The sequence below is a fragment of the Sporosarcina sp. G11-34 genome (assembly GCF_026931025.1).
Window position 1 is genome coordinate 37,031 of sequence record NZ_JAHNZW010000003.1, and the last position, 14,417, is coordinate 51,447.

Consider the following 14,417-nt stretch of genomic DNA (forward strand, 5'->3'; position numbering starts at 1 on the left):
ATAATGGGGGAATGTAAAATGTCCAACAATGTAAAAATACTATTTGAAAAAGATTCACTCATCACTGGAAATCAATCAGTAAAAGATTTTGTGGAAAATAGTCCTGCCGGTCATTGTTCGGTTCTATTGAATGAAACGCATTACGTAGTTGTGAAAGAAAGTAAGAAAGCGCTTATTACACTAGAAAATGTACGTGCAACTGCTGGAAATTTAGCACGAGATTTAAGTACTCGTAAAGTAACATCTGCGGAAGTAACAGCCGACGTCCTTACAAATGGGTTTCCTAAACTAGACAAAGGAGAAGTTCTCACAGCGTTTGTAGAAGGATGGCAATTAGGTGCTTACCAATTTCTTAAGTATAAACCAAGTATTACTCCATTTGAGACAACGCTAAGTGTAACAGGCGATGAAGCACAACAATTTGTTGAAGCTGGTAAAATTCGGGCGGAAGCGACTGCGTTTTCACGGGATCTAATGAATGAAGTTTCGAACGTCTTAAATCCAGAAACGTTTCCAGAAGTGCTTAAGCAAAAATTTGAAGGTACTGATGTACAAGTAAATGTGTTGGACAAAGAACAACTTGAAAAGTTGGAAATGAACGGTGTTCTAACTGTTGCACGGGGCAGTAAATATAAGCCGGCATTCGTAGAGCTTGTCTACAAAGGCGACGATTCTAAACCACTCGTTGCGCTCGTCGGAAAAGGTGTGACATTTGATACAGGCGGTATTAGTTTGAAGAGTGGCAAAGATTTAAGCGACATGCGCATGGATATGGGCGGGGCAGCTGCAGTTTCTGGGGCACTTACATTGCTTGCAAAATCGAAAGCAAAAGTGAATGTCGTTGCACTCATTCCAATTGTGGAAAACATGCCGGATAACACATCTGTCTTACCGGGAGAAGTCATCCATTATAAAAATGGGTTAACCGTTCAAGTAGGAAACACGGATGCAGAAGGACGTCTAATTCTTGCTGATGGACTTATTCGTGCAGGTGAATGGAATGCAGAGTACATCGTTAATATCGCTACGTTAACTGGCGCAATCATGAATGCCCTTGGTACAGAACTCGGCGGCGTATTTGGTGACGAAGAACTATCGTCTGCCATTAAAAAAATCGGTGACGTAAACGGCGACTTCATCTGGCCAATGCCATTAGTCGATGCATATGACAGCTCATTGGATAGCGATTATGCAGACATGAACAACATTAGCTCATTAAGCGGAGCAGGTTCAATTACAGCTGGTTTATTCCTTCGACGTTTCGTTCCGAAAGAAAGCAAATGGCTACACGTAGATATGGCGGGTGTTATGGATAAAAGCAAAGCATCCGGTTATTACGCGAAATCGGCAACAGGATACGGCGCGCGTTTGCTAGCAGACTTTACGACTCATGTTTCAAAATAAGTAACAAAGTGCTCGGCCTACTAGCTGAGCACTTTACTTTTTATAATAATAGTAAGGATATCGCTAATTATGTACAAACCCAAGACAGAAGAAAATGCCAGCAGTATCATTGAGTTTATCGAAAACGTTGAGAATCTTAAAAAATGAGAAGACGCCTATAAATTACTTGATATTTTCACTGAAACGACAGATTTTAAAGCATCTTATGAGGGACTAAAATTGCACCTTTACTGCAATTTTCTAGTCGATTAATAATTAGCTGGAGTTGTCAATCATGGCCATGCACTTTATTATAATAATGCAGACAGAGTTCCTTTTATAGAATAATCTGATTGTTGTACAAATACGAGCTATTATTGATTTTCGTGTAGATATAGGAAAAGGGACTATACCAGTAAGGTTTATAGTCCCTTTTCATGTATTTATTAATGCTTTGTAACATTTTGTTGTTGCTATGGAAGATTGTTTTACTTATTTCATTTTGATTTGTTTATTTGAAGAGGAGGTGGAATAATCCAGCCTTTTTCTTTATTTAACCTAAGTAACTTTGCACCTAACATGGCTCTTTCTACATGAAATTTGCCGAACATCATCGCAATATCTTCTCTGAGGCATTGTCCCATTACCTCACTACACGATACGAGTCCTTGTCCTACGTTTATGGAAACAGCTGCGCTAATTTCTGGATCCGTGAACCTTGCACCAGCGGGAATTTCCTCAGCATTTGCTTTTGGTCGCCCAGGTAAAGATGGCGGAGGCACGATTCCGTTGTTTTTTAATAACTTTTCGACTTCCTTTTTTTCGGATTCCATCATATGAATGGACTCTTCAAGAAGTTTTACGAGTTCTTTATCGCTGGCGTGATTGATAAATGCTTCATATGCACTAATAAGTCCAGTATTAGCTCCGACAAATGCCCATGAACCAATAACTTCTCCATAATGCATCGGCTCATTTTTTGGATTACCATCCATAATTCCCAATAAAAGCACTCCCTTTTATTTATGTGTCATTCACGACTAGTATGTGAAGTAAGGAACTATTTATACAAAAAATCAAAGGTTGGACTGTTTAATTATGTGAAAGCATTTCACATTTTAAGTTATTTTGGATAAACAACTGTCTTCTGTTTAAACTAGAATTTTTAGTGGAAGGAGCAATTAAAATGGCAAAGAATTTAGATGGTGTGGAACAGGTTTATTTAACGGTTCTTACTATTAAATGACCCAGCAAGAAAAAAAGAGCGTTAAAAGTAAGTACACTAATCTTTTTATAGTGTGCTTATTTTTTGTGTGAACAATTGGGATAATTATTTTGTCACAATAACAAATGTCGAAAATCGGTCAACATTCCGCCAAGAATATGTCGCTGATTAGTCAATGGTTTGGCAAATGGACTTCACAGATAGCGCATAGATTCACGCTACAATTAGGGTGTAGTTAAATAATCTTATGTTTTATTTGGAGAGTAATACGATTTCAATCATTTATTGAAAGGAATGTATGCACTGTGGATGTTCTAGAATTATCAAGATTACAGTTTGCCTCTACAACTATTTTTCATTATTTGTTCGTTCCTATGTCAATAGGGCTCGCGTTAATTATCGCGATTATGCAAACAATTTATCACCTAACAGGTAATGAATTGTATAAGAAGATGACGAAGTTTTGGGGGACGTTATTTCTTATCAATTTCGCAGTCGGTGTCGTAACAGGTATTTTACAAGAATTTCAATTTGGTATGAACTGGTCGACCTATTCAAGATTCGTCGGAGATGTGTTTGGACCGTCGCTTGCGATTGAAGGGTTACTTGCATTTTTTATGGAGTCTACATTTATTGGCTTATGGGTATTCGGTTGGAACCGATTGCCGAAGCGAATTCATCTACTGTCAATTTGGCTTGTTTTATTCGGAACGGTTCTTTCGGCGTTTTGGATTTTAACTGCGAATTCATTCATGCATCATCCGGTAGGATTTGAGTACGCCGATGGAAGGGCGCAGATGAATGATTTTCTAGCGCTACTAACAAATCCTCAACTCTGGGTGCAGTTTCCGCACGTGTTAACTTCTGCATTTGCGACAGGCGCTTTTTTCGTCGCGGGAGTGAGTGCATGGAAAATCAGTAAGAAACAACAAACAAATATGTTTAAAAAATCATTTCGAATTTCGATTATCATTGCGACGATTTCAACAATGGGCGTTCTTCTAATTGGTCATCAGCAAGCCTTGTTTTTAATGACGAGTCAACCGATGAAAATGGCTGCGGCTGAAGCGTTGTACGCTGACAGTCCAGATCCAGCACCGTTCACAGTCATTGCAAAAATCAATACGGATGAAAAAGTAACGTCGAACCAGATTCAAATTCCTTATATGTTAAGCATCTTGTCGTTTAACAAATTTAGTGGGCAAGTTGAAGGAATGAACGAGATCCAAGAACATTACGAAGAAAAATATGGACCTGGCGATTATATTCCGCCTGTTAAAACAGTGTTTTATAGTTTCCGCATTATGGTATTGACAGGGACGATTATGGTTTTAATTGGACTCTACGGATGGTTCTTGTCGCGGAAAAATAGGCTTGAAAAAAGACCACGATTCATGAAACTGATGGTGTTCGCAATTGCGTTGCCGTTTATCGCAAATTCCTTTGGGTGGCTTATGACAGAAATGGGGCGTCAGCCGTGGGTAGTCTTTGGTGTTATGAAAACAGAAGATGCCGTATCACCTAATGTCACCTTTGGGGAAGTACTCTTTTCACTCATTTCGTTTTCAACGATGTATGCAATTTTAGCTGGCGTACTTGTGTATTTATTTGTCCGTACAATTAAGAAAGATGCAAGTCTCGATGAAGAGGTTGTTACGGATTCTGTGGACCCATTTGATAGGGAGGATGACGAAGATGCAATTAAGTGAGTTGTGGTTTATTCTAATTGCTTTTATGTTCACCTTATTCTTCATACTTGAAGGATTTGATTTCGGTGTCGGAACAGTTGCGAAGTATCTTGGTAGAAATGATCATGAAAAACGGGTGTATTTAAATACGATTGGCCCATTTTGGGATGCCAATGAAGTGTGGCTTATTTCAGCCGGAGCGGCAATGTTTGCGGCATTCCCGCATTGGTATGCAACCTTGTTCAGTGGCTATTATATTGCATTTGTATTTATGTTGCTGGCGTTAATTATTCGAGGGGTAGCCTTTGAATTTCGAGGGAAAGTCGAGCATCCTACGTGGAAAAAGGTGTGGGATTGGGCGATATTCTTTGGAAGTAGTGTTCCACCGATTCTTTGGGGTGTTGCGCTTACGAATTTCATGACAGGCGTTCCAATTGATGAAAATAAAGAAATGCTTGGTGGCTTTTTGCAATTGCTTCACCCATTTGCATTGCTAGGGGGGGTCATGTTCCTTCTTCTTTGTATTGTGCATGGTCTTCAGTTTATATCAATACGTACGCAAGGGGAGTTGAAAGAACGTGCGGAAAAAGCTTCAAGACGATTTGCTCCTTTGGCGTTAATCGTCTTGCTTGCATTTGCTGCTGTCGGGCTTTGGAAAACAGACATTTTTACGGCTCATGGAACCGCATGGATTGCACTACCATTATTGGCATGGGCTGCCCTTCTATTTTCTAGTATTTTAAATGCAAAAAATAAAGACGGATGGGCTTTCTTTTTTACATCACTGACGATGTTACTCTTAGTCGCAAGCGTATTTATCGGTTTATTCCCAAGGGTTATGATTAGTACGCTCGGCGAAGCGAATAATCTAACGGTATACAATGCGTCATCAGGAGATTATTCGTTGAAAGTAATGAGTTATGTGTCGCTCACGATCATACCTTTTGTATTAGCTTATCAAGGATGGAGCTATTATGTGTTTCGTGAACGCCTTAAAGGCAAAGACGAGCTGGAGTATTAATGGAACGGAAAAAAGGTCTTCCATCCTATCCTGGTAGCCGTTCACTATATGTGACATTAGCTATATTAATCCTTTTCGAGGCGGTCGTAATTGTTTTTCAGGCAATCTTTCTTGCACGAAGTGTGACGTTTTTATTCCAAGGTGCGGCTGTGCAAACGATTGGGAAAGACGTAGGTTTCTTTCTACTCTTCTTTCTCCTTCGTCATGCACTGTCTCATATACAGCAGTTTTTTGCCGAACGATTTGCAATTCGAACAACGAAAGCATTACGTGAAAAGTTAGTCGTCTCCTACTTTAAATTAGGGCCCCGGTTTGCACAGACAAAGGGAACCGGGCAACTTGTTACACTTGCGATTGAAGGAATTGAACAAATTAAAACTTATTTGGAAATAGCCATTCCACGAATGATACGCACATTTATTATTCCTGCTGTACTTGCAATGTACATTTTCACATTGGATAGTACGTCTTCCATTATTGTAATTGCAACTGTTCCGATTATCATTGTATTTATGATTTTACTCGGGATGGCGGCGCAAAAAATGGCGGATAAACAGTATGATACGTATCGTGTGCTATCGAATCATTTCATGGATACATTAAAAGGGTTGGAAACATTAACGTATTTAGGGAAGAGCGAGAAGCACGAAGGGAAAATTGCACGCGTCAGTAAACAATACCGAAAAGCGACGATGAAAACCTTACGTATGGCATTTCTATCATCATTTGCGCTCGATTTTTTTACGAGTTTATCGATTGCATTTGTTGCGGTAAGTCTTGGATTCCGATTAATTGAAGGAACGACGATTCTACTTCCAGCTTTAACGATTCTTATATTGGCACCCGAATATTTCCTGCCAATACGCCAAGTTGGGACCGATTACCATGCGACATTGGACGGGCAAATTGCTTTAGTCCAAGTTGAAGAAATTATTAAAGAGCAAGAAGAACTCATTGGGCCAACAGTGACATCGAAAATCGAATGGACATCATCTAGTCAATTGTCATTTCATGAAATAACAGCGGACAGTGATGATAAGGAGAAACCAATTTTACATCGACTCCAATTTTCATGGAAAGGAAATGGGGCAATCGGCATAGTAGGTGAAAGTGGAGCGGGAAAATCGACATTCATCGATATTATTGCGGGATTCCTACAACCATCAAGCGGTAGCATTGAAGTGAATGGACAGAAAATGTCTTCGCTTATGCGGGGGGACTGGGTGGAACAGATTGCTTATATCCCACAACATCCTTATATTTTTCCTACGTCTATTAAAGAAAACATCCGTTTTTATGAACCAGATGCAACGGACGAAGAAATTGACCGCGTGGTCGATGAAATCGGTCTTGGTTCATTCGTGGAGCAGTTGCCTGGGAAAATGAATGAACGTATTGGTGAAGGCGGAAGACCTTTAAGTGGTGGCCAAGAACAACGTATATCTATGGCGCGAGCACTTTTAAGCAAACGCCCTATTTTATTACTCGATGAACCGACAGCCCATCTCGATATCGAAACAGAATTTGAAATCAAGCAATCGATGCTTCGACTTTTTGAAGGGAAACTCGTCTTTCTTGCAACGCACCGCATTCATTGGATGAAAGAAATGGATCATTTAGTCGTTTTAAAAGAGGGTCAACTTGTTGAAAACGGTACCCATGATGAGTTGCTTAAAATGAACGGAACATATGCGGATCTAATTAGACAGGATAGGGGAAGGGGCGAAGGTATGTGAGCACTTGGATTATACCGTATATGAAACAGCATCGCGGACGTATGTTACTCACGGTTCTATTCGGTGCGCTCGGTGTCGGGTCGAGTGCGATGTTGTTATTCATATCTGGGTATTTAATCTCTAAATCGGCCCTCAGACCCGAAAACATTATGGTTGTGTACGTTCCAATCGTTGCCGTTCGCCTGTTTAGCATTAGTCAATCAACGATGCGTTATTTAGAACGATTAATTGGACATGATATCATTTTACGGATTGTAGAGAAGATGCGTACTCGGTTGTACAAGGTGCTTGAACCACAAGCATTGTTCTTGCGATCTCGTTACAAAACAGGAAACTTACTTAGTATGTTGTCGGATGATATCGAGCATTTACAAGACTTTTATTTGAAAACGGTCTTTCCAAGTATATTGTCTTTGTTCATTTATGGACTTTTAATTGGGGTTCTCGGTTTGTTTGATTGGGTATTTGCGTTACTGATGGCACTTACATTAGGCGTCATTGTGTTTCTAATTCCATTTCTTTTTTCAAAAATAACGCGCCGAAAATACATTGCGCTAAAAAATGAACGAAACAAGTTATACGAACAATTAACAGATGCGGTATTTGGTTTGTCGGATTGGATTGCAAGTGGTCGTACGAAAACATTTCTAACGAATTATCAAAATGATGAACATGCGCTGATGGAAACTGAAAAGAAAATTCAACGCTTTCGGCATATGCGAAGTGGTTTTATACAACTCGTCATTGGGGTTTCAGTAATACTAATGATCATTTGGACAGGAGGCGAAGCAGAAGCAGGACGTATTGCGCCAACGGTTATTGCGGCTTTCACATTAATGATGCTGTCGATTACAGATGCGCTTGCACCTACTTCTGAAGCGATTGAGCATATCCCGACGTATGAAGAATCACTAAGGCGTTTAGAAAAAATCGAGAATACGGCGATTCCAGTCGGCACACAACTTGTTAAAGTAAAAGACATCGAAAAAGAAAAACGAGTAATTCCAGGGAATACATTAAGCACCTTCGATAATAAATCTATGATTCACTTGGAAAACGTTTCGTATCGCTATCCAGAAAGTACCGAAACTGTTTTACAGAATATTTCTGTGACGATTAAAGCGGGAAAGAAAGTTGCGATTCTTGGAAGAAGTGGCGTAGGAAAGTCAACGCTGTTGAAACTATTGACAGGTGCTCTTCAGCCAACGACTGGAACTATTTTACTGGCGGGGCAAGAAGCAAACCAAGCGTTGTTATCCACATCCATTTCTATTTTAAATCAAAAATCACATCTTTTTGATACGACAGTTGGTAATAATATTCGAATTGGGCGACCCGAGGCGAGTGAAGAGGATATTTGGAGAGTTGTCGAACAAGCGAGGCTCCATCGTTTACTGTCATCCTTACCATTAGGACTCAAAACACCGATGGAAGAAATGGGGCATCGCTTCTCGGGTGGGGAACGTCAACGGATTGCATTTGCACGTGTTCTTTTACAAGAAACACCGATTGTTATTTTTGATGAACCGACAATTGGGCTGGATCCAAAAACAGAGCATGCCTTACTACAAACGATGTTTTCAGCAGCCAAAGAAAAAACAGTAGTTTGGGTGACGCATCACTTGGCGGGCATTGAACAAATGGATGAAATTATCTTTTTGGAAGATGGCGGTATCCAACTCCAAGGAACGCACGACGAACTGATGGCTACATCGTCAAAATACCGGGCTTTATATAAGATGGATAGAGGCATTTAACAAAAATAAGCGACTAGATAGGGATAGCCCATCTTAGTCGCTTATTTGTATTAGTTATCCCAACACGAGGATTCTTCATTTTCACGTTTCGGTTGACTTCTTCAACGATCAGGCATAAGATATACTTGACAATTAACAAATCGTTAACTTTAAAAAAGTGATTAATAGGCAAGGGGGCCCAGCAAGTGTCTAATGAAGAAGCACTTAAACAATATGATGTTCACTTGTTTCGAACACCAGATGGATATACATCAGATATTGCTGTATTCACCATTACTTCCCGCCAAATGGCTCAGTACACGCCACCCAAAATGACGTTGAAACTAATGCTTATTAAACGGGCATTGTTAAACGCGGAAGGACAAACGAATATTGAATCTGGGAAGTGGGCGTTACCAGGTGGATTCGTTCAAGAAGACGAATCGGGTTACGATGCAGCAAAAAGAGAACTGGAAGAAGAAACAGGGGTAAATAATATTCACATTCAACATTTTGGTGTGTACGACAAACCGGGTAGGGATCCACGGGGATGGATTATATCAAATGCACACTATGCCATTGTCCCTGAATATTCTTTGTCGGAGCGAAAAGCAAGTGATGACGCGACCGAAGTTGAATTATTTTCGGTAGACGACGTATTGAAACTAGATTTAGCTTTCGACCACTACGATATCATAAAAGAAGCTGTTAATCGAATTACGAACGACTTACTTCAAACGACGGTGGCACAGAACTTTTTACCGAAGTACTTCACTTACTCGGAACTTCAAGCACTTTTATTAACGGTTACAAAGGACCCCGCTATTTCGAGTGATCAAAATTTTGCAAGGAAGATAAAAACACTTCCATTCATCCATGCAGCACATGGAATGAAAACGCAAAGAACTTCGAAGTCCCCGACCCAGCTTTACGAATTTGCAGGCATCGATGTTGTGAAACCCATCTATACAGCTAGGTATTAATTTTTCCGATTAACGAATTGTTAACTGAGTTAATTTCATAACGGAAGATTTAGTGTTGAAATACGAACAAGGTTGATTTCCGCTTCGGGCGGACGCTTTCCGTGGGCACGGCTTCGATCTCCTCGTCACTGCGTTCCTGCGAGGCTTTCAGCCAAGAGAGAGTGAACTTCCTCTCTCACTGCTATTCCCACTGGAGTCGCCGCCCTCCGCTCCAATCAACGAACAATAAAACTTAAAAGTCCATTGTCGTTCGTGTCTTAATTTAAAATAGGGAATTATGAAATCGACTCAACTAATAAAAACAGAAAATGAATTAAGGGGAGAGTTTATTATGAAAAAAGCGCTACTTAATATCGATTATACAAATGACTTTGTTGCAACGAATGGGAAATTGACTTGTGGTGAACCCGGCCAAAAGTTATTGAATTATATTTGTAACTTAACGAAGACATTCATCGACAATAATGACTTGGTTGTTTTTCCGATTGATTTACATACAGAAAATGATTCCTACCATCCTGAATCCAAGCAATTTCCACCACACAATATCGAAAATACAACAGGTCGCGAACTATATAGTACCCTAAACAATCTATATCAAGCGAATAGGGATCACGATAATGTTTTATGGTTTGACAAGACACGATTTTCGGCCTTTACGGGCACAAATCTTGAATTGAAATTACGTGAGCGCGGCATCATAGAACTTCACCTAGTTGGCGTTTGTACAGATATTTGTATTCTTCATACGGCGGTCGATGCGTACAATAAAGGATTTAAAATCGTTGTCCATGAACAAGGTGTTGCCAGCTTCAATCAGGCGGGACATGATTGGGCACTAGGTCATTTCAAAAACACATTAGGTGCCGAAGTCATTTAACACTTGTAAAAGATATTCTAGAATGGATAATACGGGAGCTAGAATGTAACAGTTGGATAAGGCCAGCATATATAGATTAGAAATTCTCGTTTGTGAAGAAATGGCGTTATAAATTGAATAATTCTCCAATAATTTAATAAAGGTAGGTGAATCATGAAAAATTTAATAAAGTTGCTTTCAACAAAAAAACCAGGAGTGAATGAAATACATATAAAATTAGCAGAAAATCAGATAGGTGCACTGTTTCCAGATGAATATAAAGAACTTTTTATGTTGATTAATAATCCGGAGATTGGCGATTGGATTCTCTATCCGATTAAGGGTAGCCTAAATCTAAAACAAACGTGGGACGATATCGTAAGACAAAACCTAGAACAAAGAGAAGTAGCTTTGCCCACCGATTTAATAGCGATCGGCGAGAACGGAACAGGAGATAAACTATGCTTTCGTGTTAGAAAAAAGTTCATGCAAAGTCAAGTTTATATCTGGGATCATGAAACAGCCCGGGCCAGAGTTGTAGCCTTATCATTAAAAGAATTTATCGAACGTGAGACTGCTAAGTATAAAAACAAAACAATCTCCCTAGGGACATTCCAAGTGACGAGTGGCAAGCTTATTATAAGCGATCCTTGCTATGGTTACGCCGAAGAGGATTCTGAAGATTTGCAGGTTCTTTTAAAATCAGCTAAACGAGGGGATTGGTCGGCTACAGTTTCTTATGATGAGGATGAGGTTGTTCATCACCTAGCGGTCTTTTGGGGAACTACGGAGCCTGAAGGGGAATGGATCCCAATCGAGCAGTTGATTGCGGTCGATTCAGCTCAAGCTGGGATTTTTGAATTTACCTTTTTTGACGATGATGAAAAAATAATTGGTGAAGTAGCAAATGTGTATGATATTGAAATGGATGACGATGTATCCAAATACTATGTTGCATGTTGCGATGCAGTTGCTTCTGAACAGCAGGGTGGGATCGTTCCCGGTGGTGCGGTAGCGATGTCAGGATATGGAGATGGCTTATATCAAGTTTATATCAAACAGGATGCGTCGGGTGAAATTGTTTCCGTTATGATTGATTTCTTGGAAAGCGATGAGGAAGAATAAACCTTTAAAGTTAAAAGAAGGTTGACTTTTATTCTGCTTGCTTAGGTGATGTCTTTCGCTTGAAATTGGGTCGTTTTTGAAAAAGGCCATTTTTTTATAATGAATTTATTTTTAAAGAAATCCTGTTAGATAAAATTGAATAACTCTCATAATTAATTAAGTAAAGGGTGTATATATTGGAAAAGAAGGAATTCTGGAAATTAATTGAGAAGTCTAGAGAATTTGATCAAGCGGAATGGTTAACAGAGGAATTAGCACAAAAGGGATTAGAAGAAGTATTAGACTTTGAATTTTTATTTGAAGAATTAATGAACGCTAGTTATCAATCTCGTTTATGGGGAGCGGCATTTGTTCTGATGGGAGGCTGTTCTGACGATACTTTTGACTATTTTAGAGGATGGTTGATTGGACAAGGGGAAAAAGTATATAACAAGGTAATGAAAAACCACGAATTTTTAGCAGAATACATAAATGAAGATAACCTTGATGATGAAGGCTTGCCTCAAAATGAGGAATTGCTTTCGGTTGGAGTAGATGCCTACACGCTTATAAAGACGGGTGATATTGAATGGGATGACGATATACATAATGAGTTATTAGAAGCCCTTGACAAGAAGGGACTACAATCAGTAACTGACATAGAATTTGATTGGGAAGAAGATGATTTGGAAAATCTATTTCCTGTTCTATGGGAAAGATTTGGAGAAGAACCACTAGGCTAAAAGAAAACAACCGAATTGGTTATCCTTACAAAAGAAATTAGAATCTACTCTTCAACAATTAGGCATGATTAGGCTTTTTTTATCTTTCAAAATCCTTAAAGTTGTAAATTTACACTTTCTTGACGTTAACCCATTGGTAAACTCATTTGCAACGGGTAGTAAGTCTTGCGGCGATTTCTGGTGAAAAGTGGCGGAAGTCGTATGTCCTTATGGCTGTAATCAGATGAAAAAAACACCTTTCCAGGTGTTTTTTTTGTCTGTTCAAAACTATCAATCATCATTCACAAATAAGAATTTCTCTAACAAAGTTTCCTTTTCTTGCTTCGCCGCGGTCGATAATTTTAAATCCGGCTTTTTCAATCATTGCGTCCATGTTTTCAATCGTTACGACAACGACTTTTTTAGAAAAGCGACGAGCATTTGTGATGATGGATTGCTGGTCCTCGGGTGAAATATGAGAAAAATGATTATACGGCATATCGATAACCGCAACATCATAATTCGTTGTCACTTCTGAAATGGGACCAGTAACGACGTCACCAACATATCCAAAATAAATAAGGTTTTTCTTCGTACCTTCTACAATTTGATAGTTAATGTCGCGACCAACCATATGAATGCCCATTGATAGGGCTTCAATTAACACCGTCCCAATGCCGCAACAAGGATCGATTGCACGGACACCGTCAGGATGAGGAACTGCAATATTTGCAACCGCTCGTGCCACGCGGGTATTTAGTGCAATGGAATAACTATGAGGCTTTTTCTGATGATGAAACCAAATCGGCTCTGTTTGCATATGTTTTCCGAAAACCCATTGTTCATCGATAAGAGCGATGGCATATTCGATTTGAGGGTTTTCAAAATCGGGTTCCCCATCAATATGCATGCCGATATCTCGTTCGACCGCACGCCGTTTTTCATAGCCAATCTTTTTCGTTGAGCCAAGGTCGATAGTATTGAGGCAAGTTACTTTAAATGTTTTCCCGTTTAACTCAATTTGTTGAAGTTGCTCTAAAATTGCTGCTAAATGATCAGACTCGTAAAGCACTTTAATTCGGTCTTTCATAAAAGGACTTCGGCTTGGAACAATCTGAACGTTACTCTTTACTACATTGGACTGCGAATCAAATCCAAAAAATGCACGCATTTCCATACGACACAAATCTTCTTCATCGCCGTGATAGGCATACGTATAGATGAATTTGGATTGCTGATTTTTTTTACTCAAACGTTTCACAAGCTTCAACAAGCGTGAACAAGAATTGATAAATGAGTTGGAAAGCCTCTGCTAATGTCATATCTTCTTTAAACCCATCCGCATAGCTAAGTGCAAAGTTTACATCCCACAGTCCATCTGCCATTGAAAACATCACACTGTATTTCCCTGCATCGCCCGTTAAGTTTGTTTCGAAATAATCTTTTATAGCAGGTCCGAATTTCTTTTGTATTTTTAAGCCAAGTAGTGCCGTATACGTTTCAAAAACGTCATCGAATTCCAAGGAAATGGCGTCGACGCCAATCACTCCAAATGAAGTCGATTCAACAAAGATAAATTCATGACGATTCTTTTTCAAGTGCTCTATCGATTGGTCTAAAAAGATCGGTGCCTCAACAAGTATGAGTGCTTCCGTTTCTTTTTCACATCGCTCAATATAGGCATCTGCAAAGCGAGTACTTGAATCTTTCTCTAAAACCTCTATATCTTGGAACAGTCCGTGTTTCTTAGCATATTCTTTCTCTTCTTTAAAAAGTTCGATTTTATCGGCTTCTTTCATTAAATGTAACGCTTCTTCTGTTTGTTTAACTAATCTTTTTTCAATCATCGTAATTTCGCTCCTTTTTCTATCACTGTCTATCTTATCATTGTTCGGTGTAGAATCGAATAATTAATCGTCAGAAAAGGTATCAAAAAATCTGCATCGTATGTTGTGCATGT

General features: G+C 39.3%; 12 protein-coding genes and 1 pseudogene. 10 read left to right on the top strand and 3 right to left on the bottom strand.

Going from position 1 to position 14,417, the window contains the following annotated elements:
- The first annotated feature begins 18 nt into the window (after positions 1-18).
- Both KSU66_RS04400 and KSU66_RS21405 read left to right on the top strand, forming a co-directional pair.
- Positions 19-1,404: a leucyl aminopeptidase family protein gene (locus KSU66_RS04400; RefSeq protein WP_269050210.1), complete on the top strand. Its 1,386-nt coding sequence runs from the start codon at positions 19-21 to the stop codon at positions 1,402-1,404.
- A gap of 69 nt (positions 1,405-1,473) precedes the next feature.
- A pseudogene (locus KSU66_RS21405) lies at positions 1,474-1,617 on the top strand (DUF1801 domain-containing protein); the annotation flags it as partial.
- A 263-nt stretch (positions 1,618-1,880) separates the two neighbouring features.
- Here the strand turns inward: KSU66_RS21405 and KSU66_RS04410 are convergent.
- Positions 1,881-2,387, bottom strand: a complete 507-nt coding sequence (locus KSU66_RS04410; RefSeq protein WP_269050211.1) for a DUF3231 family protein — start codon at positions 2,385-2,387, stop codon at positions 1,881-1,883.
- 526 nt (positions 2,388-2,913) lie between these two features.
- On the opposite strand from KSU66_RS04410, the gene KSU66_RS04415 reads away from it, so the two are divergent.
- The 8 genes from KSU66_RS04415 (at position 2,914) to KSU66_RS04450 (ending at position 12,478) form a co-directional block, all read left to right on the top strand.
- Entirely contained in the window at positions 2,914-4,317 is a 1,404-nt protein-coding gene (locus KSU66_RS04415) for a cytochrome ubiquinol oxidase subunit I (protein ID WP_269050212.1), read from the top strand.
- Positions 4,304-5,317, top strand: coding sequence for a cytochrome d ubiquinol oxidase subunit II (gene cydB / locus KSU66_RS04420; RefSeq protein ID WP_269050556.1), 1,014 nt, complete (start codon positions 4,304-4,306; stop codon positions 5,315-5,317). Before KSU66_RS04415 ends, cydB begins: the two co-directional genes overlap by 14 nt.
- A complete protein-coding gene (gene cydD / locus KSU66_RS04425; RefSeq protein ID WP_269050213.1) occupies positions 5,317-7,053 on the top strand; it encodes a thiol reductant ABC exporter subunit CydD in 1,737 nt (578 codons plus the stop codon). Before cydB ends, cydD begins: the two co-directional genes overlap by 1 nt.
- A complete protein-coding gene (gene cydC / locus KSU66_RS04430) occupies positions 7,050-8,810 on the top strand; it encodes a thiol reductant ABC exporter subunit CydC (protein ID WP_269050214.1) in 1,761 nt (586 codons plus the stop codon). The genes cydD and cydC overlap by 4 nt, the downstream gene beginning before the upstream one ends.
- 185 nt (positions 8,811-8,995) lie before the next feature.
- Complete coding sequence (locus KSU66_RS04435; RefSeq protein ID WP_269050215.1) at positions 8,996-9,772, top strand: NUDIX hydrolase; 777 nt, start codon at positions 8,996-8,998, stop codon at positions 9,770-9,772.
- Between the two features lie 331 nt (positions 9,773-10,103).
- On the top strand, positions 10,104-10,652 hold the full coding sequence (locus tag KSU66_RS04440) for a cysteine hydrolase family protein (protein ID WP_269050216.1): 549 nt from the start codon (positions 10,104-10,106) through the stop codon (positions 10,650-10,652).
- Between the two features lie 153 nt (positions 10,653-10,805).
- Positions 10,806-11,756, top strand: a complete 951-nt coding sequence (locus KSU66_RS04445; protein ID WP_269050217.1) for an SMI1/KNR4 family protein — start codon at positions 10,806-10,808, stop codon at positions 11,754-11,756.
- 167 nt (positions 11,757-11,923) lie between these two features.
- Positions 11,924-12,478: a DUF4240 domain-containing protein gene (locus tag KSU66_RS04450; RefSeq protein WP_269050218.1), complete on the top strand. Its 555-nt coding sequence runs from the start codon at positions 11,924-11,926 to the stop codon at positions 12,476-12,478.
- Between the two features lie 277 nt (positions 12,479-12,755).
- Here the strand turns inward: KSU66_RS04450 and KSU66_RS04455 are convergent, their stop codons facing one another.
- Together KSU66_RS04455 and KSU66_RS04460 are read right to left on the bottom strand one after the other, a co-directional pair.
- A complete protein-coding gene (locus tag KSU66_RS04455) occupies positions 12,756-13,709 on the bottom strand; it encodes a TRM11 family SAM-dependent methyltransferase (protein ID WP_443028940.1) in 954 nt (317 codons plus the stop codon).
- Positions 13,702-14,304 (bottom strand): branched-chain amino acid aminotransferase, encoded by a 603-nt coding sequence (locus KSU66_RS04460; RefSeq protein ID WP_269050220.1) that lies wholly within the window; start codon positions 14,302-14,304, stop codon positions 13,702-13,704. The genes KSU66_RS04455 and KSU66_RS04460 overlap by 8 nt, the downstream gene beginning before the upstream one ends.
- Positions 14,305-14,417 lie beyond the last annotated feature (113 nt).

Excerpts from the sequence above, each read along its gene's own strand:
- KSU66_RS04400 (WP_269050210.1), top strand. The coding sequence starts at position 19 with ATGTCCAACAATGTAAAAATACTATTTGAAAAAGATTCACTCATCACT.
- cydB (WP_269050556.1), top strand. The coding sequence starts at position 4,304 with ATGCAATTAAGTGAGTTGTGGTTTATTCTAATTGCTTTTATGTTCACC.
- cydD (WP_269050213.1), top strand. The coding sequence starts at position 5,317 with ATGGAACGGAAAAAAGGTCTTCCATCCTATCCTGGTAGCCGTTCACTA.
- KSU66_RS04440 (WP_269050216.1), top strand. The coding sequence starts at position 10,104 with ATGAAAAAAGCGCTACTTAATATCGATTATACAAATGACTTTGTTGCA.
- KSU66_RS04445 (WP_269050217.1), top strand. The coding sequence starts at position 10,806 with ATGAAAAATTTAATAAAGTTGCTTTCAACAAAAAAACCAGGAGTGAAT.
- KSU66_RS04460 (WP_269050220.1), bottom strand. The coding sequence starts at position 14,304 with ATGATTGAAAAAAGATTAGTTAAACAAACAGAAGAAGCGTTACATTTA.